We start from the raw sequence: 25,283 nt of genomic DNA, 5'->3' as shown, positions 1-25,283 counted from the left end.
GGCTCCACACCTACAATCACCACCGCGGACACACCGCGCTCGCAGGCAAACCACCCGCCAGCCGCGTCCCCAACCTCACTGGGCAATACACCTAGGCTCCCCGGAGCGCGAGGGCCCGGCTGCGGAGCAGTTTCTTGTCCGGCTTGCCCGCGTCGGTCAGGGGCAGGGCGTCGGCGAAGACGATGTCGGCGGGTTCGTACATGGCACCCTTCGCCCCCCGCACCAGGGTGCGCAGCTCCTCCTCGCCGACACCGCCGCCCGGTGTGCGCACGACGACCGCGTGGACCCGCTCCATCAGGTTGGCGTCGGGGACTCCGAACACGGCGCTCTGCGCGACCCGGGGATGGGAGTTCAGCACGTCCTCCAGTTCCACCGTGTACACGTGGCCCCCCACCACCACGATCATGTCCTTCAGCCGGTCCACGATCGTGAGGTAGCCGTCCGCGTCGACGTACCCGATGTCACCGGTGTGCAGCCAGCCGTCCCGCAGGACCTCCGCGGTGAGCTCGGGCTGCTTCCAGTAGCCCTTCATCACGTGGGGGGAGCGGACGCAGATCTCGCCGTGCTCGCCTGCGGGCAGGTGCCGGCCGTCGGCGTCGACCACGGCGATCTCGACCCCGTCCATCGCCTTCCCGGCGGTGCGCAGCAGCTCCGGGCGCTGCGGATCGTGGTCCTGGGGGGAGAGCATGCTGATGCCGCCCGCTTCGTTCTGCCCGTAGAACTGGTTCAGCACGGGACCGAAGCGGCGGACCGCCGCCGCGAGGCGGGCCGGGGAGGAGGCGCAGCCCCCGTAGGTGAGCGAGCGGAGGCTGGAGGTGTCGGTGCGGTCCGCCCCGGGGTGGTCCATCAACTGGTACAGGAGCGGGGGCAGCAGGAACAGGTGGGAGATGCGCTCGGCCTCGATGGCGGCGAGCACGGCCCCGGGCTCGAACGCGTCGAGCAGGACGACGGTTCCGCCGCGGTGCAGCGTGCTGTCCGCCAGGAAGCCGGCCGCGTGCGCGAGGGTCGTGCACACCAGGGTCCTGACCTGCCCCTCCTCGGACCAGTCGGGGCCGACCGACACCCACTGCCCGTAGGTCGTGCAGATGGCCTTCGGATGGCCGGTGGTCCCGCCGGTGTGGCGGATGGTGCAGATGTCCTCGGGCCGCGCCGCACCCGGCAGCGGTTCGGTGGACTCCTCGGCGGCGAGCTCCACCAGGTCCGGTTCCGCGCCCGCGCCTCCGCCGAGGACCAGCACCCGTTCCAGCGGCACCCGCCGGGCGAGGTCGGCGGCACGGTCGCGGTAGGCGGGGTCGACCAGCAGCGCCCGGGTCTCGACGTCCCGCAGGATGTCGGCGTGCACGTCGGCCGAAAGGCCCGCGTAGAGGTGGTTCACGGCGCAGCCGAGCAGCCCTGCGGCGTAGCGGGCCGCTATCGTCTCGGGAAGGTTGCCGGCGAGGAGGGTGACGGTCTGTCCGCGACCCAGCCCCTGGGAGCGCAGCGCGCGGGCCGTGCTGTGGACGAGACCGCGTAATTCACCGGCGCTCACGCGCCGGTCCCCGTGCACCAGGGCCTCACGGCCGGGTTCCTTCGCGAGGGCGTCCAGGATCTCCTCGACGTGGCTGGAGAAGGGGTGGAGTGGTTCGGTGGTCTCGTCCATGACGCTCCTCATTGGTTGACTTGAGCAACTAGAGGGAGGTTAACGTCGATGATCCACAAGCCCAAGCCGGACGCCGACATCCAGCCACCGCCTCCGAAGCCCCGCTCCGCGCCACCGGATTCCGGAAGATCGCGCGCTTGACCTCAAGAGCGCTTGAGGTCCTACGGTCGCTCCATGGCCCGCGGGACGCGCAGGGCACGCAGGATCCACACCCGAAACCACCAGGAGGGGACGCCCCATGACGACCCAGCAGCTCTCCGACGCCGAACTCGCCGGGCAGCCCGCCGCGTACTGGACCGGGGTCGCCTACGAGGCGCTCATCGCCTTCACCCGGGCCCGGCAGGCCGAGAAGGGCTACACCCAGCCCCAGTTCTGGCTGCTCCGCAACCTCTCGGCGAACGACATCTCAGCGGACGGCGAGGGGATGACCACGGCCGAACTGCAGGCGGCCATGTCCTCCTACATCCGCCCCGAGGACGACCTGGCGGCGGAGGCCGCGGTCCTCGTGGAGCGGGGCTGGCTGACCCGTGACGCCGAGGACCGGCTGTGGCTGACCGAGGAGGGGGAACGGGCCCGCGTCGGCCTCGCCCGCAACGCCCCCGCGATCCGCGCCGCCCTCCACGCGGGCATCGACGACGCGGACTACGTCACCACGGTGAAGGTGCTCCGGCAGCTGATCCGCAACGCGGGCGGGGCCACCGCCTGACGGACCGCGCCGGGCCCCGTGCGTCGAGCCGGCCCCCCGGGCCGGCGGGCGCCGTCGGCGGACCACCGCCCGACGGCGTCCCGGCCGGAGGAGGACCGGCCCGGTGCACGAAGTCCTGCGGGGCGCTAGTTGCCGATACCCGCGCTGCCGACACCGGAGTTCCCGATACCCGCGCTGCCGATGCCGGAGTTCGCGATGCCCGCGTTGCCCAGGCCCAGGTTGGCCAAGCCCGAGTTGCCGACACCGGTGTTCGCGATGCCCGAGTTGCCCACGCCGGAGTTCCCGATGCCCGAGTTGCCGATACCGTCGGCGCTCGCCGCCGCGGCTCCGCCCAGACCGAGCGCCGCGGCGGCCCCCAGCACGACGGTGAGACGGAAAAGACGTGTACGCATTGCATACCTCCCATGTGCGGTACGTTCGAAATAGATCAATAACACTTAATCCCTAGAGATTCAGGTGTAGATCAGACGAATGCGGACGTGTCGCCCCTGGATGGCCGCGCGCGGAGCGGGGATCAGATCTCGAGGGCACCGGGGAACGGCCCGTTGCCGACGCCGGGCGCGGTCACCGCCAACCAGCCGTGGCCGGTCATGGGGGTGTCCTCGTCGATCTGCTCGGGGTCGACGGTCAGCGTCTCCGCCACGCCGTTGGCGGACGTCTCGCAGGAGGCGTTCGGGTCGTACCGGTCCGGGTCGCCGTACTCGTCCTCCTCCTGAGGGGCCTCCCAGGCCATCGGCTCGCCCGTCCACGCCGGCTCGCGGTAGGTCCGGTAGGAGCGGACCACCCGGCCCCGCTCGGCGATCGCCCAGCCGTGGTCGTCGTCGTAGGCGTCGCGGACGTAGTAGTGGGCCTGCCCGCAGTGGGCGCTGACGCGCGCCAGCACCTCCTCCTCGGCGCAGCGGTAGACCGGGCCGCCGAACACCATGCGCCATCCGGCGAACTCGGGCGTGACGAAGGCCCGGTGGACGGTCGTCCCCTCGCCGTCGGGGCCGTAGACCACCGCCGTGTCGTGCAGCACGGCGGACATGCCCATGGCCATGGTCGCGGGGATGCGGTCGTACAGCCCCAGGGCCTCGAAGACGCCTTCGTACGCGGCGGCCGGAACCGCGATCCACTGGAAGGGGCAGTGGTGGTCCAGCGGCCGGTCGTCCGGCAGCTTGATCCGGACGAGGCGCTCCAGCCCCCGCCGGTCCCGGTCGTCCAGCGCGTCTCCGGCGCCGATCAGCGCCAGTGCGTGCAGCGCGTGCCGGCGCAGTGCGCCCGGTCCGTTCCGCCGGATCTCCAGCAGTCCGCCGACTCCTTCGGACCCGAGGGCCCTCAGGTCCTTCTCGACCTGCCACAGGCTCTCCTGACGGGCGATCTGCGACAGGAGCGCCTCAAGGGTCTGGTTCCGCGTACTCATGGCCCCGACCCTAGAACACGCGTACGTCAGCGGATGCTCGCGTCAGCTCCCGGTGCGCTCGGGCGGCCGCCGGAGTACGAGCAGGGCCGCCGCGATCTTCACTCCCGTGGAGATCGTCAGGGCCTGCAGGAACGGCATGCCCGTCAGCCACAGCGCGACCATCATGACCGTGAGCACCAGGAACGCGGGAAGCAGGTGCGTCCGCATGACCACCGGCTTCAGGCGTCCGGCCCTGCTCCGGCGCTGGGCGACCGCACCGCCCGGCGGCGCGGTGAGGCCCTCCTCCTCGGCGTGCGGCATCGGCTGCTGCCCTTCCTCGCGGTCGCCCCCGGGCACGAGCCTCGGACGCCGCCCGGCCGCCCGCCACCGCTGCCCGCGCCCGCGCCGCCATCCGACGTACAGGTTCACCTCACCGGGCCCGCCGCCCCGGCAGCGCTCCCGGCCGCTCAGCGGCTCGCGCAGGGCAGCAGGGCCGTCTGCGCCCCTCAGGGGTCCGGGCGGGTCAGGGATCAGAAGGGGTTGCGAGCGAGGTGCACGACGTCCGGGACGCCGCGCGCGACGGGCACCTCCTCGCTGTGGACCTCCTCGAACCCGGCGCGTTCGAGGGCCTCCTCGAACGCGGGGGACGGCTGGGCGGACCAGACGGCCAGGACGCCGCCCGGGGCGAGTCGGGCACGGCATGCGGCGAGGCCGCTCGGCGAGTAGAGGCCGTGGTTGTCGTCGGTGACGGTCCAGTCGGGGCCGTTGTCGATGTCGAGGCAGAGGGCGTCGTACCGCTCCCCCGCGGTCCGCAGGTGGTCGTTGAGGTCGGTGTGCAGGATGGCCACCCGGGGGTCGGACAGGGCCGCGGCGGTGATGGCCCCCAGGGGGCCGGTGCGGTGCCAGCCGATGATGGCGTCCTCGCGTTCGGCGACGACGATCCGCGACCAGCGCGGTTGTCCGCCGGCACGGGCCAGCGAGAACCCCACGCCGAGGCCGCCGATCAGGACCGAGGGGGCCGCGGCCGCCGTGCGCGCGAGCGCGGCGTCGACGAGGAGCCGTTCGGAGCGCCCGTCGGAGGTGTCCATCAGGAAGCAGCCGTTCACGATGATCTCGTACGTCTCGTCGCGGCGGCGCAGGACCACCTCGCCGTGCGGCCCGGTGCGGCGGTCGAGTGTCAACGGGGTTGCCACATCGGCGGCATGGAACGTCATGAAGCGGGTCCCTCCCTGTGATCGCGTGATCACTCGGACTTCCCAACGAACGGTCCGGCGCCGGTGTTCCGTGCCGGCGTACGCGCGTCTAGGACCCGGTCGGGCCTCCGCGCACCACGCGGTGGCGGAGGTGGACGACTCCCGAGGGGAAGGTGCGGGCTGCGACGAGTTCGAGGTCCACCCGGCGGTCGCGCCGCGGGAAGAAGGGGATGCCGCCGCCGACGAGCACCGGGTGGACCCTCGTGCGGTACTCGTCGATGAGGCCCAGTGCGGCCGCCTCGGCGGCGAGGGTCGCACCGCCGATCGCGATGTCGCCGTCCCCCGGCTCGGCACGCAGCCGCCCGATCTCCTCGGCCAGGCCGCCGGTGGCGAGGCGGGCACGGCCCTCCACCGTCTCCAGCGTGGTGGAGAACACCACCTTGGGGAGCGGCTTCCAGAGCGCGGCCCACTCCAGCATCGCCGCGTCGAGCGACGGGTCCCGGTCGGCCGTCTCCCAGTACAGCATCGTCTCGTACAGCCGTCGTCCCAGCAGGTGGAAGGCCACCCCCCGCTCCTCCTCCATGACGAAGCGGAAGACCTCCTCGTCGGGCTCCGTCCAGCCGAAGGTGCCGTCCGGGCCGACGATGTAGCCGTCGAGCGACATGCCCATGGAGTAGATCACGCGGCGCACGAGGGCTCCTACCGGCCGCGCGCGTCGAGGAGGGGCCGGCCGCGGCCGTACGACGCGGCCATGGGCGAGGTGCCCGTGGTGACGAAGTCCCGGATCCCCGCCAGGTAGGCCTCGCGGTCGACCAGGCCGTCGCCGTCGGCGTCCAGGTCGCCGAACGCCGCGGCGGCATCGGCCTCCGCGTTCCCCGCCGCCGCCCGCATGCGGACGAACTCCGCCCGGACCAGGCGCCCGTCGCCGTCGGCGTCCGCGATGTCGAACAGAGAGCCCAGAGCGGGCCGGCAGGAGCGCTCGAAGGCGTCGTGGCCCACCCAGGAGCGGTACTCCTCGAAGGTCACGCGGCCGTCGTGGTCGCGGTCCATGTCCGCGAAGACCGCCTCGTGCGCCGCGCGGGAGGCGGCCACGACCGGGTGCGAGGCGTCGCGGCCCATGGCCGACGCCACCCGCTCCACCCGGCCCAGGTACTCGGCGTGCGTGACCACGCCGTCACCGTCCAGGTCCAGCATGGCGAAGATCCGGTGCTGCGGAGAATCGGACACGGAGTGGGACATGCGCGGCCTCCCGGCTGCCTTCTGCGGCACGGCGTCGATCGGTCTGGGGCTCTGGTGGCCGACCCTAGGAGGGCCACCCGGTGGCGAATCGATCCGCCCCGCTCACCGGCCCCGGACACCACCCGTACGAGTCACCGTCGAGGCCGGCGCCCCCGGCGGTCGAGAAGGCGTGGCGCCGCCTCGCGCGTTTCGGGGCGCCCACCGGATCCAGCTGAATCGTTTCTACAGATCAGGGCGGTGTCGGGCGCCCGGGTTGAGGGGATCCTCAGGGGGACCGACGGCTCCGGATACCTCACTGCGGACGGCCCGGCAGCCCGCCCCGCACGGGTCGCCGTGCCCGGCCGGGCCCGCTTGCGCAGCGCTGCCCGGGGACCCGCTTCCACCGCACCACGGCCGGACCGTCATCCGCGACACCGTCACGCCTGGAGGCACCCCATGAGCACACCCCAGTGGCGGCAGCTCACCGACCACCTCATGGCCGTCCGCGAACAGGTCTACGAGGGCTGGAACAGCCGGGACGGCTGGGACAACTACACGCGCTGGGGAGAGGAGTTCGGCGAGAACGGCGTCCCCTGGTGCGTGATCTTCGACTGGTGCATGTACCACGACACCGGTCTCGACGCGATCGTCCCCAAGGTCGACAACGTGAGCGCCTTCGCCTCGTGGGCCAGGGCCCGCGGCCAGTGGTCCGCGTACCCCTCGGTCGGAGCCTGGGTCGACTTCGGCGACGGCGCCCACACCGAGATCGTCACCGGCTTCGACGCCGACACGGTGTACACCAAGGGCGGCAACAGCATCCAGGCCGGATCCGTCGACCGCGGCCAGGGCAACGGCGTCTGGTCGCACTCCAACCCGCGCCGCAGCAGCTACGTCACCGGCTACTTCGCGCCCCGCTTCCCCGACGGGCAGTGCCCGCCCACCGCCGACCCGGACGACCCCCGCGGCGGCTCCCCCGTCACCGCCTGGCGGTGGACACCGCCCGACTCCGCCTTCGAGCCGTTCCCCGGAGGCGACTTCTTCACCGCCGGGCGCCGCAGCCCGGTCATCGCCGCGATGCACGACCGGCTCGTCGACGTCGGCTGCGACCGCTACCGGAGCTCGGCCGACGCCGACGTCTGGGGCCCCGGCGACGTCCGCTCCTACCAGGCATGGCAGCGCGCACTGGGCTACACCGGCTCCGACGCCGACGGGACTCCCGGCCCCACCTCCTGGGCCAAGCTCAAGGTCCCCCGCGTCGAGGACTGACGGGGCCGGAGCGCAGCGTTGTTGCGACGATTCGCCTGTTCGAGGCGGTGGGCCGTGAAAGCCTGGCGCCCTCGACACCGCCACGCACGCGGGAGACGGGGACGGCCCCGGCCGGCCTTCAGCCCGGGAGGTCGTCCGCCCGGCGTTCGCTGCGCGGCGGGGGCGGGGCCGTGAACCGGGCGCGGGGCGAGGAGTCCCGCAGGCGGCGGTCGAGGAGGACCACCGAGGTGAAGTCCGTGGACCGCGCCGGGCCGCCCCCGCCGATGCCGGACAGCAGGCTCTCCAGGCCCCGTTCGTGGGTGGCGAAGACCCGGGGCGACGTCAGGCGCCGGCGGGCGCGCTGCCCCGAGAGCGCCTCCCGGGCCCCGACGTCGAGCAGGACCATGTGCGCCTGCCGGCCCGCCCGGTCGGCGCTGCGGGCGAGCCAGCGGCGCAGCCAGGCCCGGCTGCCGCAGTCGTGGATGAGCAGTGGGGAGGAGCCCCGCATCGCCTTGCGTATCCGGCGCATGTGGTGCAGCCGGGCCAACGGCCGGTACACGCCGTAGGGGAGCCAGGAGGGCACGAGCGCTTCGCAGTCGGAGCGCGTGGCGCGCGGGTCGAGGACCGTCCCCGCGTCGGCCCATGCGCGCAGCAGTGTGCTCTTCCCGCTGCCCGGGAGCCCGGCTATGACGACGACCGCGTCGTGCGGGTAGGCCAGGGATATGCCCGCATCGGTGCGGCCCCGCAGGTCGACGATCCCCCGGGGGGCGATGCTGCGGACGGCTCCACGTCCCTCGTCCACGGCAGCCTTCGCGGTCTTCACGTCAGGGCCGGCTTCGGACACTGCGGAACGTACATCGTGTTGCGACTCCCTGCTAGGTGGCGGGCCGTACCGGATCCGGCCGGGGCGGGCCCGAGGTCCGTCCGCCGGCCACGGGCCCGGATGTCGCCGTCGACCCTATCGGCCGCGCCGGCGGCCTCCCGAACCGGCGCGGGAACGCCGGCCGCGGGGGAACGTGCCGCCGCATCCGCCCCCTACAAGGGACGGTCACGGAAATGTCTAGATTGGGCAATACGCCATGTCTTCATCGGGTTCGAGGGTGAATGGGGGCCAGAGTGTGGCTTCCCGGCAGGACGCCGGGACTGTTCGGAGCCTGCCCGGCCTGTACACGGCCGGGCCGTGCCGACCGTTGAAGGAGCCACCTGCATGTCCGCTTCCCTCACCACCCGCCGCACGCTCGCCGCCGTCCTGGCCGTCGGCGCCCTCATCGGCGCCGCGGCGGTACCGGCCGCCGCCGACGACCACCGCGGCGACCACCGCGGAGCCCGCTCCACCATCGTCATCGGCGACGTCGAGAACGCCGGCCGCGGACACGACAACCGCGCCCTCAACAGCGAGTGGGTCGAGGTGAAGAACACCGGCCGCCACAGCGTCAACCTGCGGGGCTACACCCTCACCGACAAGCAGGGCAACCGCTACCGCTTCAACGACTTCCGCCTCGACGGCCGCTCCAGCGTCAGGGTGCACACCGGCAACGGCCGCGACACCCACCACGACGTCTACCAGGACCGCCGCCGCCAGATCTGGGACGAGCGCGACACCGCCACCCTCCGCGACAACCGCGGCAACGTCGTCGACACCGAGTCCTGGGGCCGCCGCGGACACCACCACCACAACTGATCCACCCCGCGGCCCCGCACCCGCACCGGGCGGGGGACCGCGAGCCGCCGGACCGCGGCGTGCCACGGCAGACCCGCCGCGGCACGCCGCGGCGTGCATCCGCCCCTGCCCCGCCCCGCCGCCGGGTCCGTACCCTGGAGGCATGCGCATGCGCCCCACCCTGGACTGGACCCCCACCGAGGAGTCGCCGCCGGCCACCAGCGACCTGCGGCCGGTCACCGAGGCGCTGCGCGCCGGCGGCGTCCTGGTGCTCAGCGGGGCCGGCATCTCCACGGAGTCCGGCATCCCCGACTACCGCGGCGAGAACGGGAGCCTGAGCCGGCACACCCCCATGACCTACCAGGACTTCACCGGCAGCGCCCGGGCGCGCCAGCGCTACTGGGCGCGCGGCCACCTGGGCTGGCGCACGTTCGGCCGGGCCCGGCCCAACGCCGGTCACCGGGCGGTGGCCGCGTTCGGGCGCCGGGGCCTGCTCTCGGGTGTGATCACCCAGAACGTCGACGGCCTGCACCAGGCCGCGGGCAGCGAGGACGTCGTGGAGCTCCACGGAGGCCTGGACCGGGTCGTCTGCCTCTCCTGCGGCGACTTCAGCCCCCGTCGCGAACTGGCGCGGAGGCTGGAGGAGGCCAACCCGGGCTACCAGCCCGTCCCCGCCGGCACCAACCCGGACGGTGACGCCGACCTCAGCCAGGACCAGGTCGCAGACTTCCGCGTGGTGGCCTGCGCGATCTGCGGCGGCATCCTCAAGCCCGACGTGGTGTTCTTCGGCGAATCCGTGCCGCCGCGGCGGGTGGAGCACTGCCGGGACCTGGTCCGCGGGGCGACCTCCCTGCTGGTCCTGGGGTCCTCGCTGACGGTGATGTCCGGGCTCCGGTTCGTCCGCCAGGCGGCCGCGGCCGGAACGCCGGTGCTGATCGTCAACCGGGACCGCACCCGGGGCGACGGCCACGCCGTCACCCGGGTCGGGCTCCCGCTCGGGACGGCCCTCACCTCGGTGGCCGACCGGCTCGGCATCCCGGTCGACGAGCGGGCCGCGGAGCGGCCGGCAGGGGGTCAGCCGCCCGCGGGGCGGCCGGCCAGCCGGGCACCGCAGCCGGAGCAGTAGCGGGCGTCGACCTCTATCGCGTGCCGGTGGCACCGGGCGCAGACCAGGTGCAGGGCGCACGACGGGGGCGGGGCGGCGGGGGCGGCCGACGCGATGCTCATCCCCCGGCGCCTGCGGTGGACGGTCAGCACGACCAGGCCCTTCGGGCCGGCCAGCAGCGCGCGGGGGGCGCCGCGCGGCAGCAGGGCCAGGAATCCGGGGGCGAGGTGCGACTGGGCACCGTCGAGGGTGAGGACGCCGGTGCCCGACAGGACGACCATCATCACGTCGACGGCGTCCTCGGTGGAGAGCGCTCCCCCGGAGCCGGGCAGGTGGCGCACCAGGTTGGCGTCGAGCTGGCGGCCGGCGCCCCGCAGCCGCCACAACGCCCCGCTCTGGCCGTCCGTTGCCGCTGCGAGCAGCCCCGCGACGGTCGCCGTCTGCGTCGTGTGCTCCACCCCCATCAAGGCGCCCTCTCCACGTCCCGCCCGCATTGCACCCCCTCATGATCCCGCACTGTGGCCCCCGCTCGGGACCAGGACGGGCGAGCGTCACCGGCACGGGGATCCCGCGAACACATGCGCCACACCCGCACCACCGGTGCCGGGCCGCCGGCAGCGCCACTCCGAACGCCCCGGCCGCCGGTCCGCCGGTCAGCGGCCGGGTGGGGGGTTGCGGCGGGCGATGGCCGTGTTCAGGGCGGTCGCGAAGGCGCACCAGGCGGCGTAGGGGAGCAGACAGGCGGCCGCGGGGCGGTCGGTGCGCGCCGTCCGCCGGATCAGCTCGATGTTGCTCGCGTCGAGCAGCAACGTCCCCACGACGCCGGCCCGGGGGCTGCGCAGGCGGAAGAAGGTCCAGGTCCACGCCGCGTTCAGGGCCAGGTTCGAGGCCAGGCTGCCGGCGAGCTCCCGCCGGGCGCGCCCCCGCGTCCCGCTCAGCACCCGGCCGCCCGCATAGGCGAGGGAGGCGTACAGGGGTCCCCACACCCAGGGGAACACGGCGGTCGGGGGCTGCCAGGCGGGCTTGGCGAGGGCGCGGTACCAGGTGCTGTCGGCGTCCACGGCCCGCGCTCCCGCGGCGGCGGTCGCGGCGACCGCCGCCGCGGTCGCCGCGTACGCACGCCACGTCGCGCGGCCCGTCGTGTCGTACCGGGCGCCGGTGGTGGTCCTCATGCCTCCCAGTGTTCCAGGGGCGGTCGCCGCCGGCACGTCCGCCCGTGGGGCGCGTCCCCGCGGCGCGGCCCCTGGTCCGGCGGCGCGCCGTCGGACCCCTGCTTCAACGGCCCTGGAGCGTGCGGACGTTGTCGCCGAAGGTCCAGTTCCGGGACCCGTCCCAGTTGAGCGACCACGTCATCAGCCCCTTGAGCCGGCCGCCGTGGGAGTTCCACGCCTGGGAGACCGGGCCCGGGCCCATGTAGCCCCCTCCGGCGCCCGGTTGGGCCGGAAGGCCGGGGACCTGCTGGTCGTAGGGCACCTTGATCGTGGTGTCCTGGACGACCAGGCCGCGGTCGAGGCAGTCCGTCTGCGCCGTGAAGCCCGCGACGGTCCCCGCTGCGTAGGAGTCCCCGTCGCAGCCGTACATGCTGCCGTTGTAGTACTGCATGTTCAGCCACCACAGACGGCCGTTGTCCGCGTACTTCTTGACGATGGGCAGGTACGCGCCCCAGATCGATCCGTACGCCACGCTGCCGCCGGTGACGTAGGCGGTCTCGGGGGCCATCGTGAGGCCGAAGCCGGCCGGCATGCGGGCGAGCACGCCGTCGATGATGCGGATCAGGTTGGACTGCGACGGGGAGAGCCGGGTGATGCTCCCCGAGCCGACGAGGCCGGTCTCGACGTCGATGTCGATCCCGTCGAAGTTGTACTTCCGGAGGAGGGGGACGATCGTCTCCACGAAGCGGTCGGCGACGGCGCTGGAGCCGAGGTCGATGCCGGCGGCGGCGCCGCCGACGGACATCAGCACGGTGAGGCCCTCCTGTTTGGCCTGGCACATCTCGGCGGGGGTCGGCACCTTGACCGTGCTGTCCATCCCGTCCTCCCACAGGACGGTGCCGTCCGAGCGGATCACCGGGAAGGCCGCGTTGATCACGTTGTAGCCGTGGCCCCGGATGCGGCCGTCGGTGAGGGGGATCCAGCCGAGCGGCGGGTGGACGCCGTTGGCGGCGCCGTCCCAGTTCTCCCAGTACCCCTGGAGGACCTTGCCGGCGGGCTTCGGACGCACGGCGCAGGTGTCGGGTGCGCGCGGGCCGGGAGGCGGCGGGGTCGCCGCCGCGGCGGGTAACTGGCCCAGGAGCGCGGCGGCGAGGCCGAGGGCGAGGAGGCGGACGGTCCGACGGATCATGGGGGGGTGCTCCCTTCGCGCCGTCCGCGCCCGGACGGGCGGGCAGGCGGGCAGGCAGGCCGGAGTGACCGGGAGGGAAGGACTACCGTGAGCGCGATCGCCTGCGGGACGGGCCGCCCGGGGGCGTGCGCGGGCCGATGCGCCTCACCGTAGGTTTGGTCCAGACCATCCGTCAAGAGTGCCGGCAGGGCCGCTCCGTCAGCCCCTCAGCGACCGGACCGCCTGCCGCTCCAGATCCAGGCAGCGGTCCACGTGCCGGGCGCACGCGTCGAAGAGCGCCCGGCGGTCTCCCGGGCCTGCGTCCGGGGCCGCGTCCCGGGCGAGCGCGGCCAGCTCCGACCAGTGGCCCGCGGACTCCCGGAAGAGCCCCGCCGCCTCCGGGCGTCCGACGAGGTCGAGGAAGTCGGCGTACAGCGGCCGTGTCGCGCCCGGGGCGGTCCATTCCTCCTCCAGGCAGGCGTACAGCCGCCCGGTGCCCGCGCGGAAGGTCTCCGGCGCGCCGCCGAACCGGCGCTCCCAGCCCGCGCCGGTGCTGCTGTCGCGGAGCTGGGCGGCGAGCCTCTCCATTCCGCTGAAGCCGAAGTTCACGTCGAACGCGTTGCCCAGGACCGGCCCGTCGAAGTGCGCGGCGGTGGAGGCGATCGCCCCCGCCACATCGGGCTCCCCCTCGGGCGGCCCGGTGGGCACGATCAGCTGGTGGCGGCCCGTGCGGTGCGCGGTCCAGGCGGCGCCGAACTCCTCGCGGTCGATCCGGTACGGGGTCTCGGCACCGTCCTCGACCAGCAGGTCGTCGCCGTCGTACCCGGCGATGACGACGGTGTGCGCGTCGGTGCCGGTCAGTTCGGCGTCCGGGTCGGGCCCGTGCCAGGGCAGGGCGGAGCGGTCGACCACGCAGAACGCGGGCTGCCCGGAGTCGAGCGCGGCGCGGACCCGGCCCCAACGGGGGTTCATGGCCCGGGTGGCCTCGTACGGAACCCCCAGGCGGCCGAGCGCGACCTGCACCCAGGGCTCGGGGTGGGCCTGGGCCACGATCGACACGAGGGGCGGCCGGCCCTCGTACGCGAAGACGTAGTAGAGGAAGCCGATGCCACCGGCGAGGCCGGCCACGAACTCCTCGTCGTGGACGCTGCCCAGGGCATGGCGGATCAGGGAGGCCTCGCGGTGGCGTCCGGTGCCGAAGTCTTCGTACACGAGCACGGTCATACGGTCACCCTAACCTCGGAAACGGCAGCTCAGCGCATTGCGGAGGGGCGCCACCGCGGGCCGGCGGGCTCAGAGGCGGCCGAAGAACTGGTTGCCGCGGGCCGTGTGGTCCTCGCTCGTGTAGTACTCCTTCATCGCGGAGCTGATCTCGGCGCGGCTCAGCTGCCCGTCGCCGTCGGCGTCCAGCCGGTTGAAGGCCTCGTCGAAGGTCTCGCGGGGCAGGCGGAACATGCCGTGGAGCAGGGAGGTGTACTCCTCGCGGCTGAGCATGCCGTCACCGTCGCGGTCGGCGAGCTCGGTCCAGGCGTTGCTCATGTTCCTGATCCGCTCCCAGATCCTGTTCTGGTCGGTGACGATCCTTGCCCGGAACGCCGCGCGGAACTCCTGCCGGTCGACTCCCCCGTCGTCGTTGCGGTCCATCTTCTGGAAGACCGTGTCCCAGAGGTCCGCCAGCGAGGCGCGCAGGTGGGCCACGGCGTCCGGCGCGCAGCCCAGCGATTCGGCGAGCCGGTCCGAGAGGCCGGTGACGTCCGACTTCTCGAGCCGCCCGTCGCGGTCCGAGTCGAAGACGTCGAACGACCGGTCCAGCTTCATGTCCAGAACGCTCATGACGGCATCCCCTTCACTCCGTGTAGTGCTCTCGCGACGCTGCGAGGCGGCTCAGGTAAGCACAGGTCGCCCCGTTTCCGCACGGAAGGAACGGCGTGGTCCGGCATTCGGGTGACAGGACGCGCGTCCCGCCGGCGGTGTCACGCCGCCCGCCGCCACGGCCGGGCGACGCCCTCCGGCGGGTTCCGCCGGCCGGCGCCCCCGCCGCGGCGCCGGGCACCCACGAGCGGTCCGACGAGGAGGAGTTGCGCCGCCGCCAGGGCGAGGCAGAGTCCCGCAGTGGCGGCCCACAGGGTGGCGGCACCGAGGTGTTCGAGCGCCTGGGTGGAGGTGACGGGGGCGGCGACCGTGGCGATGCCCCAGCTGGTGCCGTACGCGGCGAGATAGCCGTCGGCGCCGCCCGGGGGTGCCAGGCCGACCACCACGCTGAAGACCCGGCCCAGGACGAGCGCCTCCCCGAGACCGCACAGGACCGTGGCCGCCGCGAACGCGGGGAGGCCGGACGCCGCCGCGTATCCGCCCAGGCCGAGCGCCAGCAGGACGTGGCCGAGCGCGAGGGCCGCGGGGTCGGAGAGCGAGGCGAGGCGGCGCAGGCGCAGGGCCGGCTGGAAGGCGACGGCGGTCACGGCCGAGACGGTGAACAGCACGCCCGCGTCGGCGGGTGGGAGTCCGCGGCGGACCAGGGTGAGCGGCAGGCCCATCACGACCTGCATGGAGACGAGGGCGAAGAGGGTGCCGGAGGCGAACACGGCCCACAGCGCGCGGTCCCTCCAGGGGCGGGCGGGCCGCGCCCCCGCACCGCGGCGGACGGCCGGGCGGCCGGTCCGGTCGGCGGGCAGGGCCAGGTGCAGCACCAGCGCGCACAGGAGGCAGGTGAGGGCGTCGACGACGAACAGCCAGCGCAGGTCCCAGCGGCCCAGGGCCGCGGCCATCAGCCCGGCTCCGGCGCCCCCGGCGGCCAGCCCGGCGTTGAGGAGCCCGTAGGCGCGGACCCGTTCGGCCGGGCCCACTGCGTCGGCGATCAGCGCCTGGCTCGGCGGCTCGTACAGCTCGAAGGCCAGGCCGAGCAGGACGGAGAAGACGGCCACCGCGGCGAGGGATCCCGAGGCGGCGATGCCCAGTTGGGCGGCGGCGCACCCGGTGAGGCCCAGCACGATCGTGCGGCGGCGCCCGAGGACGGTCGCGAGCCGGCCGCCGGCCAGCCGCGAGGGGATGCTCGCCAGGCCGAACGCGGCCGAGACCAGGCCCGCGGTGGTGGTGCTCGCGCCGAAGTCCACGCTGATCAGAACCGTCAGGAAGGGCAGCGAGAAGGCCCCCAGCCGGTTGATCGCCCGCGCCGCCACCAGCAGCCACACGCTCCGCGGCATGCCTCCGCCTCACCACCACGTAACTGCCGAATGATTTAATGTCAGTTACGAACGCTAGCCATCGAAGGAGTGACTGGTCAAGTGATGTTCGACAGTCACGTCGCACTGCTGCTGGACCAGGCCGCGGCGCTCGTGAACGCACTGACCGACGGAGAGGCCCGGGGCCGCCCCTACGCCGCACCCCGCGGAGCGGAGCTCCCGCCGGCGGTCGACGCCGCGGTGTCGCACACCGGGGGCTCGCTCGCGCGCACCGTCGACGCCGCGCAGGCGGAGTACCTGGCCGCGACGGCACGGAGCATGCGCGAGGTCTTCCAGGCCGTGCAGGACGGCAGGCCGGACGACGCCGCCACCACCGTCAACCGCCTGTTGCGCGACAGCGGGGCCCGGCCGCGCCTGGACCGGACGGCGGGCGGCGGGAGCGAGGGGGAGGCCGCCTCGTGGCAGCTGCACTTCCACGGCGCCGGCGATTCCTTCGCGGCGGGCCACAGCGCGGCCTGCGCCACCGGGCTGGCCCTGGCGGTGGCCGGCAGCCTGACGGGCAGACTGGGCGTGTGCCGGGCCGGCCGCTGCGACCGGGTGTACGTCGACACCTCCCGGAACGCGGCACGCCAGTTCTGCTCGACGGCCTGTCAGAACCGCACCAAGGCAGCGGCCTTCCGCGCCCGCAAGGGGGCGGAAGGCTGACCGGGCCGGGCGGTCAGGCGGGGGTGAGGACGTCCTCGTGGGCCCCGTCGAGGACGAAGCCGTTGTCGAAGCGGACCCGGACCGTCACCCGGCTCCCCTCGCGCTGGAAGGCGGCCCACTCCGGCTCCAGGGCCGCGACCTCCTCCTCCAGCCGCTTCCTGCTCTCCGCCGGCATCGTGTGACCGTAGTCGCCGAGCAGCGACTTCAGCCGCTCGTACTCCAGGACCGCGTGGCCGGGCGGCCGGTGCCCCTCCACCCGTTCGACCGTGCCTGCCGCGCCCTCGCCCAGGGAGAGGAAGCCGACGACGGCGCCGGTGGGCCGTGCGACCGCATCGGCCAGCCCGATGTCCGCGGCGAGCTTCACCCGCTGGCCTTCGCTCAGGGTCATCGGTCCTTCGTCCTCCACGTCGGCGGGCGCCGCGGGGGCGGTCCGCGGCGGCACCATTATCCGCCGGGCACCGGCCGCCCGCGCCGTGGACCCCTCGGCAGCGGCCCCGGCGTCAGGAGATCAGGGAGCCCTCCTCCGCCTCGGTCAGCCTCACCGTGCACAGGCCTCCGCGCTCGGTCCTCACCTCGGTCACCTTGAGCCGGGTGCCCGGCGCGAGGATGTACTCCTCCTCCCCGGTGAAGGCCGAGAAGCTCCGGATCCCCACCGCCCGGGAGGGCGTCACCTCGAAGAGCGTCCGCTTGCCCCGGCTCCCCAGGAAGGAACGGGCCACGCTCAGCTCGGAGGTGCACGAGGACACGCCCCACCAGGTCACGGTCCCGCCGACCGGGTACTGCGCCCGCAGGTCCAGGGACACGCCTCGCCACAGCGGACTGGTGTGGGCGGGCAGCTGCGAGACCGCCGAGAACAGCAGCCGGAGGTAGGGGATGTAGGGCACCACCCTGGTCCGGTCCGGGGAGCGCAGGACGGCGTTGATCTCGCGGTAGAAGGCGGACTCGCAGGTGTAGAGGTAGAGCGCGGCGATCGCGTCGGCCGACAGCCGGCCGGCGGCGGACGTCGCGTCGGCCCGGCGCTTGCCGAACTCGAGGGAGCGGTCGATGTGGCGGCCGAGGCCGGAGAGCACCTCGGCGACCGGGGCGAGCGCCTCCCGGAAGTCCATCAGCGGCGTGTCGAACACGCCCGTGATCGCCGGCAGGACGAGGCCCTCGTCCTTGACGCTGGTGAGCCGCTCCAGGTACAGCTGGTGCAGCTCCATGGTCGAGGCGATGAACGCCCCCATCCGGGCCGCGACATCACCGTCCGCGCCGGCGCCGGAGGCCCCCGCGGCCCCCTCGTTCCAGCCCTTGCTCGGCAGCCAGTCGATCGGCTCTGCGCCCAGCGAGGCGAGGGCGTCGTTCACCGTGGTGAAGTGGTCCCCCTCGCAGAAGATGTCGCCCTGGGCCGCGGGGTTGGCGTGGTCGATGTGCCGTACCTCCACCTCCGGGTACTTCTCCTGGAGGCGCAGGACGACCTTCTTCAGGCTGCGGGCGTGGGCGCCCCACCAGGCGAAGACGACGCTGCGGTCCTCCTCGTCGGCGTCCCGCTTGGCCTTCAGGACCTCCTCGACGATCCGTTCGGCGACGGGCCGCCAGAACGCGGTGTGCCGGTCCGCAGCCATCGCACCGTCGGCGCTGGCCGTGAGGGCGGCGTTCAGCAGCAGCACGCCCTGGGTGAGCATCGCCTGGAACCACTCCGGCGGCTGGACGGTGTCCCGCTCCTTCAACAGGGCGCGGACGTCGGCGATCGGCGTCTTCTTGGCGATGCCGTACTTCCACATCGCGGCCGCCTTGATGAGGCAGCGGATGCTGACGACCCTGCCGAACTGGCTGTCCTTCCAGTCGTTGAAGGTGTTGTCGAACATCGCGATGCCGGTGGCGCTCTCCGGCCGCGGGTAGGGGTTCTGGCCGAAGACGACGACCTTCCACTTGTGCGGCGGATTCGGCTTGAGGGCCTGGAAGGTCAGCTCGCGGACGGGGACGACCTCCGGGCTGCGGCCCTGGCCGATGAACCGGGCGGCGTCCGGCTGCGCCTCGATGACGGGCTTCAGGAGCGGGAGCCAGGGTTCGCCGCCGCCCTTGAAGAGTTCGGTGAGGTTCAGCGGGTCGTTCGGGTCGGACTGGGCCGGCGTGGCGGCGGTGCTGCTCATGGGGGAAGGGCTCCCGGTCTGCGTGCTCGTGGGGTGGAGGGGTCCGGCGGGGTGGGCGGCGTCAGCGACGAAAGGAATGCCCTTTCGGTGGCGTGATCCGCACCCGCTGCGTGGCCGGCGCCCCCTCGATCCCGTCGAGCTGTGCGGTGATCGTGGCGCGCAGCTCGTCGTCGTCCTCGAACCAGTGGTCGTGGAAGAGCGTGTATCCGGTCCACATCAGGTTCGCGCAGACGCGGGCGGGGACCCTGCCGGTCTGCGCACCCATGCCGACCAGCGCCACCGAGCGGATGCTGCCCGGCGCCTGCCGGTTCTGCCGGTGGACGGCCTGGAAGGCGGCGGCGCACGCCAGGGCCACGTTCAGCGTGTCCTTCACGTTCTGCGAGGACTCCACCATGGTCGGCGTCGATATCAGGTACCGCGGGACGCTCGCCCCCGACGGGACGCAGACCGCGCTGCCCACCGGGAGGGTTCCGGCGAACCGGTCACGGATCGCGCGCTGCACGCGCAGCTGGATGCCGGCCCCGAGGTGCCGCTTGATCACGGCGTCGACGCCGCCGTCCATCCGGCCCCGGGAGTTGGTCGGGGTGACCCAGGCGTCGACGTCCTCGTCGAGGATCGATCCCCTGCGGATCTCGATCGCGGGGGTGTCCGCGAACGCCGCACGCCACGCCTGCACCACGCGCGCGTTGACGTCGGTCAGCACGACCCTGAGCACGGGCTGCACATGGTTCTCGGTCATCGTCCACTCCTGTCGGGAAACGGCCCTTCCAATACCCCCGACGCTAACGGCGACCACTGACAACGCGGCTGCCGTGCGGCCCCCGTGACCTGCCGTCACGGCATCCCGGGGCGGGGCGTCCGTGGTGGATTCACCCACCCGGGTGACAACCGCCCGACCCCCGTGCCGCCGTCCTGCGCGGGCCGGGTCCGGCCGGGGGATGATGCCTCGACGCGGGACACCCCGGCGGGGCGCGGCGGCCGGAACGCGCTCTCCCGGCTTCCGGCCGCGGCCGGCGAAACGAGAGGAGTCCGCGATGCGGGAACAGGCCCGGGCACGGGAGCCGCGGACGGAGCTGGACGCGCGCTACAGCTCGCCCGGGGCCACGGCCACGCCGTGGGCGGAGGCCGCCGCCCTCCTGGAGGAGGCCGAGATCTTCTGGCTGACGACGGTGCGCCCGGACGGACGGCCGCACGTCACCCCGCTGCTGGCCGTCTGGGCGGACGGGGCCCTGCACTTCGCCACCGGACCGGCCGAGCGCAAGGGCCTCAACCTCGCCGCCAACCCGCACGTCGTCCTCACCACCGGCACCAACCGCTACGGCGGGGGCCTCGACGTGGTCGTCGAGGGCGAGGCGGTCCGGGTCTCCGACGAGGAGCGGCTCCGGGGGCTGGCGGCGGCCTGGGAGGGGAAGTACGGCCCGGACTGGCGCTTCGCGGTGCGGGACGGGGCCTTCGACAGCACCTCGGCCGCCGCCGCTCCCCCGCCGACCGAGGAGGACGCCGGGGCGGGCCGTGCGCTGGTCTTCGAGGTCGCGCCCCGTACCGTGTTCGGCTTCGGACGGGGCGCGGAATTCAGCCAGACCCGCTGGCGGTTCGGCGCGGACGGGCGGTGAGGCGTCCCGCCCGCGCGGCCGGGGGGCGGGCGCCGGCCGGGGCGTTCAGCTCCGCTGGAAGACCACCTCGGGGTCGGCGGCCGCCGGGCCGTCCAGCCGGGGCGCGGGCAGGCCCTTGAGGTGCCGGTCGAAGAAGTCCCCCGTGTAGGCGCGGGTGATCTGCTGCGAGCGGGTGCCCGACAGCGGGGTCTCGGGGTGGGGTGAGCCCGCCTGTTCGGAGAGGACGGGCCAGTCCGTGAATCCGGGGTGGCCCATGCCGGTGACGGTCAGCCAGCGCTTCCAGCCGTCCATCCGGGGCCAGGCGTCGGCCCAGCTGGTGTCCTCGATGTCCGGGGGCAGGAGGGCGGGGTCGCCGCCGAGGAGCAGGAAGGGGCGCTTGCCGAGGCCGGTTTCGGGCAGCGGGGCGAAGAAGGTGCCGTCCATGTTCACCCCGGCGGCCACGCGGGGGTCGGCCGCCATGGCCCCGGCCGCGGAGGCACCGCCGATGGAGTGGCCCGCCATGCCGATGTGCCGGGGGTCGATCAGCCGGGAGCGGCGCCAGGCGGGGTGGTCTCCCGTGAGCCGGTCCAGCAGGAACGTCACGTCACGCGCGCGGGCGTCGGACACCCGGCTCAGCGACCGGTCGGGGAACACCTGCTCGCAGGCGGTGCAGGCGAGTACCCGCCCGCCGGGGAAGGTGGTGCCGTCGGACTCGTAGGCGTGGTCCAGCGCGGCGACCACGTAGCCGCGTGAGGTCAGGTCCTCCGCGAGCACGGTGAGCGAGGAGCGGGGCAGGCCGAATCCGGGCGAGAGGACGATGAGCGGGTAGCGGCCGTGTCCGGTGCGCGGCAGCGCGCCCTCGCGGGCGTGGGTGCGGACGGCGGCGACCTGTTCGGCGGTGGCGTGGCGGGAGAGCTCGCCGCGGTCGGTGAGCAGGGCGCGGGCTTCGTCCAGGGTCGTGTACGGCGCCGGGTCGCCGGTGCCGGCGACGGCCGGGTAGTAGAGGGACACCATGAGTTCCCGGTCGGCGGTCGGGACCCAGGGGTCCTTGCGGTTGCCGTCGACGAGGTGGAGGGTGTCGCGGCCGACGGCGAACGGGCCCGTGGGGCGGGGCAGTTCCAGCCGGACGGCGGCGGGGGCGTCCGCCCGGCCCGCGGGGGTCGCGGTCGCCGGGGTGGCGGCGGGCGCCGGGCCGCCGGCCAGCAGGATCCCTGCCGTCGCGGCCGCGGCGGCCATGCTGATGATCTTGTTCATGTCGGCACCCTAAGTGATGTTAGGTAAGCCTCACCTAACTCAATGGCGAATTGGCTGGAAACCGGCCCTCCTCCGCATGGGCCGTGCCCCGGGCACCCGGAGGCCGAACCGCACTCGACCTGCGGCCGGGGGCTCCACCGCGGCAGGACCGGGGGCGTTCCCTCCTGCCGTGACCGCGCCCGGCGGCCGACCAGTGAGGACGGGGTCGCCCGCGTCGCCGCGGCGCTCGAACCGCCGGCGGGCCGCTGACACCGCCCCGCGCTCCGCTGCGCCGTTCGCATGGTGGCAGGTGTCGGTTTCGGCCAATCCATGACACAGCGCCGGACAGAGCGCAGGGGCCGCGGCATGGATCCCCCGGCAGCGGACCACCAGACGAGTGGACCGTCCGTCCCCACCCGAACCGGCCCGTACCCAGGGAGCACCCGATGACCATGTCGACGATGGCGCGGCTCGCCGTGACCATGGCCGCCACCGCCGTGTTCTCGACGGCCCCGTCCGCCGGCGCCGCCACCCCGGCTCCGGAGCCGGGTGCGCCCCGGGAATTCGTCGCGCTGGACTCCGTCGACCCCACGATCGTCCAGGAGATGCGCTACCTCTCGGCGCACAACTTCGTCGGCGAGCGGATCGACGGCTACCGGCAGCCCGTCTGCATCCTGACGCGACCGGCCGCGCAAGCCCTGCACCGGGCGCAGTCGCGCCTCCTGCGCCAGGGCTATTCGCTGAAGGTGTACGACTGCTACCGGCCCCAGCGGGCCGTCGACCACTTCGTCCGGTGGGCCGAGGACCTGGCCGACGAGCGGCGGAAGGCGGAGTTCTACCCGCGGGTCGACAAGGCGCGCCTGTTCGAGGACGGCTACATCGCCGGGAAGTCCGGGCACAGCCGCGGCAGCACCATGGACCTCACGATCGTCCCGCTCCCGGTGTTCCCCGCGCCCCCGCCGGGGCCGGGCCAGGAGTCCGTTCCCTGCTACGCACCGCAGGCCGAGCGGTACCCGGACAACTCCGCCGACATGGGAACGGGCTTCGACTGCTTCGACACGCTGTCCCACACCGACGACCCCCGGATCCGGGGAGAGCAGCGCGCGCACCGCCGGTTGCTGAAGGCGACGCTGGCCGCCGAGGGGTTCGTCAACCTGCCCGAGGAGTGGTGGCACTTCACCCACAAGCCCGAGCTCTTCCCGGACACCTACTTCGACTTCCCCGTCTCGCGCCGCTCGGTCGCCGGGCACCGGACCTGACGGGGGCGGCGGCGCACTCCCCGAGGACGCTCACTCCCCCGCGGCCACGGATCCGGCCGGGCCGAACCAGCGGGTGAGCGTCGCGGCGAGACCGGCGCCACCGGCCCAGCAGACGTATCCGTCCGGGCGGACGAGCACGGCCTCGGCGTCGAGCGCGCCGGCCTCCGCCCGGGCCCGCACGCGGATGATCCGGCCGTCCCAGGGGGCCGCCGCGTCGAGGGGGGCGCCCGTCAGGTCGAGCAGGACGCCGCGTCCGGTGCGCGTCAGCTCGCTGAACCGGACCCGCCCGCCGTCGCCGTCGACGAGGTCGAGGTCGACGTCCGGCATGCGCAGGCCCAGCAGCGGATGGGCGGCGGCGTCGGGGGACGCGAGGCAGAGGTCGAGCCCGGCCATCACGCCGGCCATGTACCGGTTGGCGTCGGGCAGGCGGAGCAGGTCGGTGAGCACGTCGCGCAGCTCGCCGATCCCGCCGTCGCGCTGCGGCCCCATGACGACGCCCTGCGCCCGGGTGAGGGCGAGCACCCGGGCGGCGACGGGGTGCCGCTCGCCCTGGTAGGTGTCCAGCAGTTCCTCGCCGGTCTCGCCCCGCAGGACGGCCGCGAGCTTCCAGCCCAGGTTGAAGGCGTCCTGGACGCCGAGGTTGAGCCCCTGTCCGCCGGCCGGGGAGTGGATGTGGGCGGAGTCGCCGGCGAAGAACACCCGGCCGTGGCGGTAGTGCTCCAGCTGCCTGCTGGCGTTGCTGAACCGGGAGGCGTACCGGATCTCGGCGACGTCGAGGGCCCCGCCGTGCGTGGCGCGCAGCACCTCGCGGACCTCCTCGGGCGTCACCGGGGCGTCGCGTTCGGCCCGCATGGTCCCCGGGCCGCTGAAGATCAGCTTGTGGAGCCCGTCCGCCAAGGGCGTGATCATCGCGAAGTGTCCCTCGGGCGAGGTGTGGATCCGCGAGCTGATGTGCCCGGCGGTGCTGCCGTCGACGTCACCGGTGAGCAGCAGGTCGGCGGTGCCCATGCGGACCGTGGCCGGCTGGCCGGGGAAGGACGCCCCGACGGTCTTGCGCACGGTGCTGTGGGCGCCGTCGCACGCGACGAGGTAGCGGCCCCGCAGCGTCCGTCCGCCACCGTCCGGCGTGGTGACGGTGACGGTGACACCGCCCGCGTCCTGGTGGAGGCCGGTGAGCAGGTGCTCCCTGAGCACCCGGCCGCCGAGCTCGGTGAGGCGGTCCTCCAGCACGGCCTCCAGCTGGTCCTGCGGGAGCAGGACGGGGTGCGGATAGCGGGTGTCCCACGCCGCGTAGTCCAGCGGGACGGGCAGTCCCGCGAAGTGGCCGCCGACGAGCCGGTAGTCGATCGACCGCCCGAGGGCGTCGTCCAGCAGGCCCCGCAGCGCGAGCATCTCGGCGGTCCGGGGCTGGATGGCCCCGGCGCGGGACTGGAGGTTGCGGCCGGGCAGCCGGTCCAGCACGACGGCGGGTACGCCGGCGAGGGCGAGCTCGGTGGCGAGCGCGAGTCCGGCGCCGCCCGCCCCCACGACGATGACACCGGTGACCTGCGTGTTCATGGAGCCTCCCGAGGAAGTTCTTCACCTGGTAGAGAACTATACCAGGTGCAATTTTCGCCCGGGTGCCCCCTTGCTATCGTTGGCCCATGGTTGAGCAACTCGGACTGCGGGAACGCAAGAAGCAGCGCACCCGGCAGACGATCTTCGAAGCGGCGCTGAGGCTGTTCCTGAGCCGCGGGTTCGACGACGTGTCGATCGTGGAGATCGCGGAGGCGGCCGAGGTCTCCAAGCGCACCCTCTTCACGTACTTCCCCACCAAGGAAGACCTGGTCCTGCACCGGTTCGCCGACCACGAGGACGAATCGGCCCGCGTGGTGCGCTCCCGCCCGGCCGGCACCAGCCCCCTGGCGGCCCTGCACGCGCACGAGCTCGACGCCCTGGCCCGGCGGGACCCGGTCACCGGGCTCACCTCCGACCCCGACGCCGTGGCCTTCGCCCGGCTGCTCAGCACGACGGCGAGCCTCAGCGAGCGGCTGCTGCGGTACGCGGGGCGCAGTATCGCGGCCCTCGCCGGGGCGCTGGAGGAAGCGGGCGCCGACGAGCTCACCGCGCGGCTCGCGGCGGTGCAGGTCGTCACCGTCCTGCGCGCGCTCGCCGACCGCAACAGCGAGCAGGTGCAGGCGGGCCGCCCCGCCGACGAGGTGTACCCCGAGGCCGTCGCCGCCGCCGACCGGGCCTTCCGCCTCCTCGGCACGGGCCTGGCCGACGCCCTTCCCGGCTGAGCCGGGCCGCTCGCCCCGGGCAGGCATGCGGCATCCGCCGGCGGGCAGGAGCACGGCATACCAGGAGGTACGCCATGACCACCGGCAAGGAGCACACCGATCGCCCGACGTCCCCCGCGAGTCCGGACCGGTACGTGCTGCCCGTGAGCGGCGACATGGACCTCGACCATGTCGATCGGCTCCGCGCGTCGCTCAGGACCGGCCTCTGCGAGGCCCCCCAAGGCGCGGACATCGTCCTCGACCTGAGGAACTCGTCCTTCTGCGACTCCGCGGGCCTCAACGCGCTGCTGACGGCCCGTGAACAGGCCAGGGAGCGGGGCCACCACCTCCGCCTCGCGGCACCCAGCCACCAGATGATCAGGGTGCTGGAGATCACCGGAACGGTCGGCCTCTTCGCCCTCGAACCCGCCGTGGCGGCCTGAGCGGCGGCGCCGGCCG

The 25,283-nt window shown here is 73.8% G+C and carries 28 protein-coding genes; 9 read left to right on the top strand and 19 right to left on the bottom strand.

Going from position 1 to position 25,283, the window contains the following annotated elements; genetic code table 11:
• Window positions 1-91 precede the first annotated feature (91 nt).
• A complete protein-coding gene (locus AB0469_RS38415) occupies window positions 92-1,639 on the bottom strand; it encodes an AMP-binding protein (protein ID WP_366456237.1) in 1,548 nt (515 codons plus the stop codon).
• Between the two features lie 238 nt (window positions 1,640-1,877).
• On the opposite strand from AB0469_RS38415, the gene AB0469_RS38410 reads away from it, so the two are divergent.
• Window positions 1,878-2,345 (top strand): MarR family winged helix-turn-helix transcriptional regulator, encoded by a 468-nt coding sequence (locus AB0469_RS38410; RefSeq protein ID WP_366456236.1) that lies wholly within the window; start codon window positions 1,878-1,880, stop codon window positions 2,343-2,345.
• Between the two features lie 125 nt (window positions 2,346-2,470).
• Here the strand turns inward: AB0469_RS38410 and AB0469_RS38405 are convergent, their stop codons facing one another.
• The 6 genes from AB0469_RS38405 to AB0469_RS38380 form a co-directional block, all read right to left on the bottom strand.
• Complete coding sequence (locus AB0469_RS38405; RefSeq protein ID WP_366456235.1) at window positions 2,471-2,737, bottom strand: pentapeptide repeat-containing protein; 267 nt, start codon at window positions 2,735-2,737, stop codon at window positions 2,471-2,473.
• A gap of 122 nt (window positions 2,738-2,859) precedes the next feature.
• Window positions 2,860-3,747, bottom strand: a complete 888-nt coding sequence (locus tag AB0469_RS38400) for a hypothetical protein (RefSeq protein ID WP_366456234.1) — start codon at window positions 3,745-3,747, stop codon at window positions 2,860-2,862.
• Window positions 3,748-3,789: 42 nt separating this feature from the next.
• Complete coding sequence (locus AB0469_RS38395) at window positions 3,790-4,047, bottom strand: hypothetical protein (protein ID WP_366456233.1); 258 nt, start codon at window positions 4,045-4,047, stop codon at window positions 3,790-3,792.
• A gap of 209 nt (window positions 4,048-4,256) precedes the next feature.
• Entirely contained in the window at window positions 4,257-4,940 is a 684-nt protein-coding gene (locus tag AB0469_RS38390) for a spermidine synthase (RefSeq protein ID WP_366456232.1), read from the bottom strand.
• Window positions 4,941-5,028: 88 nt separating this feature from the next.
• Entirely contained in the window at window positions 5,029-5,610 is a 582-nt protein-coding gene (locus AB0469_RS38385; RefSeq protein ID WP_366456231.1) for a dihydrofolate reductase family protein, read from the bottom strand.
• 8 nt (window positions 5,611-5,618) lie between these two features.
• Entirely contained in the window at window positions 5,619-6,158 is a 540-nt protein-coding gene (locus AB0469_RS38380) for an EF-hand domain-containing protein (protein WP_366456230.1), read from the bottom strand.
• A 435-nt stretch (window positions 6,159-6,593) separates the two neighbouring features.
• On the opposite strand from AB0469_RS38380, the gene AB0469_RS38375 reads away from it, so the two are divergent.
• On the top strand, window positions 6,594-7,403 hold the full coding sequence (locus AB0469_RS38375) for a peptidoglycan-binding protein (protein WP_366456229.1): 810 nt from the start codon (window positions 6,594-6,596) through the stop codon (window positions 7,401-7,403).
• A gap of 118 nt (window positions 7,404-7,521) precedes the next feature.
• On the opposite strand, the gene AB0469_RS38370 is transcribed toward AB0469_RS38375, so the two are convergent.
• Window positions 7,522-8,184, bottom strand: coding sequence for an AAA family ATPase (locus AB0469_RS38370; protein WP_366456228.1), 663 nt, complete (start codon window positions 8,182-8,184; stop codon window positions 7,522-7,524).
• A 405-nt stretch (window positions 8,185-8,589) separates the two neighbouring features.
• Here AB0469_RS38370 and AB0469_RS38365 point away from each other — a divergent pair, with 405 nt between their 5' ends.
• The gene (locus AB0469_RS38365) at window positions 8,590-9,063 is read left to right on the top strand and encodes a lamin tail domain-containing protein (RefSeq protein WP_366456227.1); all 474 of its coding nucleotides are present in this window, start codon (window positions 8,590-8,592) and stop codon (window positions 9,061-9,063) included.
• Between the two features lie 142 nt (window positions 9,064-9,205).
• Window positions 9,206-10,168 carry an NAD-dependent protein deacetylase gene (locus AB0469_RS38360; protein ID WP_366456226.1) on the top strand — a complete coding sequence of 321 codons (963 nt, stop codon included), beginning with the start codon at window positions 9,206-9,208 and terminating at the stop codon, window positions 10,166-10,168.
• Here the strand turns inward: AB0469_RS38360 and AB0469_RS38355 are convergent.
• From AB0469_RS38355 to AB0469_RS38330, 6 genes are all read right to left on the bottom strand, one after another.
• Window positions 10,117-10,611 carry a hypothetical protein gene (locus tag AB0469_RS38355; RefSeq protein ID WP_366456225.1) on the bottom strand — a complete coding sequence of 165 codons (495 nt, stop codon included), beginning with the start codon at window positions 10,609-10,611 and terminating at the stop codon, window positions 10,117-10,119. The genes AB0469_RS38360 and AB0469_RS38355 overlap by 52 nt on opposite strands.
• Before the next feature lie 189 nt (window positions 10,612-10,800).
• A complete protein-coding gene (locus tag AB0469_RS38350) occupies window positions 10,801-11,319 on the bottom strand; it encodes a TspO/MBR family protein (RefSeq protein ID WP_366456224.1) in 519 nt (172 codons plus the stop codon).
• A gap of 103 nt (window positions 11,320-11,422) precedes the next feature.
• A complete protein-coding gene (locus tag AB0469_RS38345; protein WP_366456240.1) occupies window positions 11,423-12,484 on the bottom strand; it encodes a chitinase in 1,062 nt (353 codons plus the stop codon).
• A gap of 201 nt (window positions 12,485-12,685) precedes the next feature.
• A complete protein-coding gene (locus AB0469_RS38340; protein ID WP_366456223.1) occupies window positions 12,686-13,690 on the bottom strand; it encodes a BtrH N-terminal domain-containing protein in 1,005 nt (334 codons plus the stop codon).
• 69 nt (window positions 13,691-13,759) lie between these two features.
• On the bottom strand, window positions 13,760-14,299 hold the full coding sequence (locus AB0469_RS38335) for an EF-hand domain-containing protein (protein WP_366456222.1): 540 nt from the start codon (window positions 14,297-14,299) through the stop codon (window positions 13,760-13,762).
• A 140-nt stretch (window positions 14,300-14,439) separates the two neighbouring features.
• Window positions 14,440-15,666 (bottom strand): MFS transporter, encoded by a 1,227-nt coding sequence (locus tag AB0469_RS38330; protein ID WP_366456221.1) that lies wholly within the window; start codon window positions 15,664-15,666, stop codon window positions 14,440-14,442.
• 84 nt (window positions 15,667-15,750) lie between these two features.
• Here AB0469_RS38330 and AB0469_RS38325 point away from each other — a divergent pair, with 84 nt between their 5' ends.
• Window positions 15,751-16,350, top strand: coding sequence for a CGNR zinc finger domain-containing protein (locus AB0469_RS38325; protein WP_366456239.1), 600 nt, complete (start codon window positions 15,751-15,753; stop codon window positions 16,348-16,350).
• Window positions 16,351-16,363: 13 nt separating this feature from the next.
• Here AB0469_RS38325 and AB0469_RS38320 read toward each other — a convergent pair whose 3' ends face one another.
• The 3 genes from AB0469_RS38320 to AB0469_RS38310 form a co-directional block, all read right to left on the bottom strand.
• Complete coding sequence (locus AB0469_RS38320; protein ID WP_366456220.1) at window positions 16,364-16,738, bottom strand: hypothetical protein; 375 nt, start codon at window positions 16,736-16,738, stop codon at window positions 16,364-16,366.
• Window positions 16,739-16,850: 112 nt separating this feature from the next.
• Window positions 16,851-18,482, bottom strand: a complete 1,632-nt coding sequence (locus AB0469_RS38315; protein WP_366456219.1) for an ADP-ribosyltransferase domain-containing protein — start codon at window positions 18,480-18,482, stop codon at window positions 16,851-16,853.
• 61 nt (window positions 18,483-18,543) lie between these two features.
• The gene (locus tag AB0469_RS38310) at window positions 18,544-19,221 is read right to left on the bottom strand and encodes a macro domain-containing protein (protein WP_366456218.1); all 678 of its coding nucleotides are present in this window, start codon (window positions 19,219-19,221) and stop codon (window positions 18,544-18,546) included.
• A 295-nt stretch (window positions 19,222-19,516) separates the two neighbouring features.
• Here AB0469_RS38310 and AB0469_RS38305 point away from each other — a divergent pair, with 295 nt between their 5' ends.
• The gene (locus AB0469_RS38305) at window positions 19,517-20,095 is read left to right on the top strand and encodes a pyridoxamine 5'-phosphate oxidase family protein (RefSeq protein WP_366456217.1); all 579 of its coding nucleotides are present in this window, start codon (window positions 19,517-19,519) and stop codon (window positions 20,093-20,095) included.
• A 45-nt stretch (window positions 20,096-20,140) separates the two neighbouring features.
• Here AB0469_RS38305 and AB0469_RS38300 read toward each other — a convergent pair whose 3' ends face one another.
• Window positions 20,141-21,328, bottom strand: a complete 1,188-nt coding sequence (locus tag AB0469_RS38300; RefSeq protein ID WP_366456216.1) for an alpha/beta hydrolase — start codon at window positions 21,326-21,328, stop codon at window positions 20,141-20,143.
• A gap of 461 nt (window positions 21,329-21,789) precedes the next feature.
• Here AB0469_RS38300 and AB0469_RS38295 point away from each other — a divergent pair, with 461 nt between their 5' ends.
• Window positions 21,790-22,566, top strand: a complete 777-nt coding sequence (locus tag AB0469_RS38295; protein ID WP_366456238.1) for a M15 family metallopeptidase — start codon at window positions 21,790-21,792, stop codon at window positions 22,564-22,566.
• A 30-nt stretch (window positions 22,567-22,596) separates the two neighbouring features.
• Here AB0469_RS38295 and AB0469_RS38290 read toward each other — a convergent pair whose 3' ends face one another.
• Complete coding sequence (locus AB0469_RS38290; protein WP_366456215.1) at window positions 22,597-24,123, bottom strand: FAD-dependent monooxygenase; 1,527 nt, start codon at window positions 24,121-24,123, stop codon at window positions 22,597-22,599.
• A gap of 86 nt (window positions 24,124-24,209) precedes the next feature.
• On the opposite strand from AB0469_RS38290, the gene AB0469_RS38285 reads away from it, so the two are divergent.
• Window positions 24,210-24,845 (top strand): TetR family transcriptional regulator, encoded by a 636-nt coding sequence (locus AB0469_RS38285; protein ID WP_366456214.1) that lies wholly within the window; start codon window positions 24,210-24,212, stop codon window positions 24,843-24,845.
• 74 nt (window positions 24,846-24,919) lie between these two features.
• Window positions 24,920-25,267: an STAS domain-containing protein gene (locus tag AB0469_RS38280; RefSeq protein WP_366456213.1), complete on the top strand. Its 348-nt coding sequence runs from the start codon at window positions 24,920-24,922 to the stop codon at window positions 25,265-25,267.
• Window positions 25,268-25,283: the final 16 nt, after the last annotated feature.

It is taken from the genome of Streptomyces sp. NPDC093801 (assembly GCF_040701585.1).
Lineage (GTDB): Bacteria > Actinomycetota > Actinomycetes > Streptomycetales > Streptomycetaceae > Streptomyces.
Note: the sequence above shows the minus strand (reverse complement) of the source record. Positions and strands in the feature narration are given on the sequence as shown.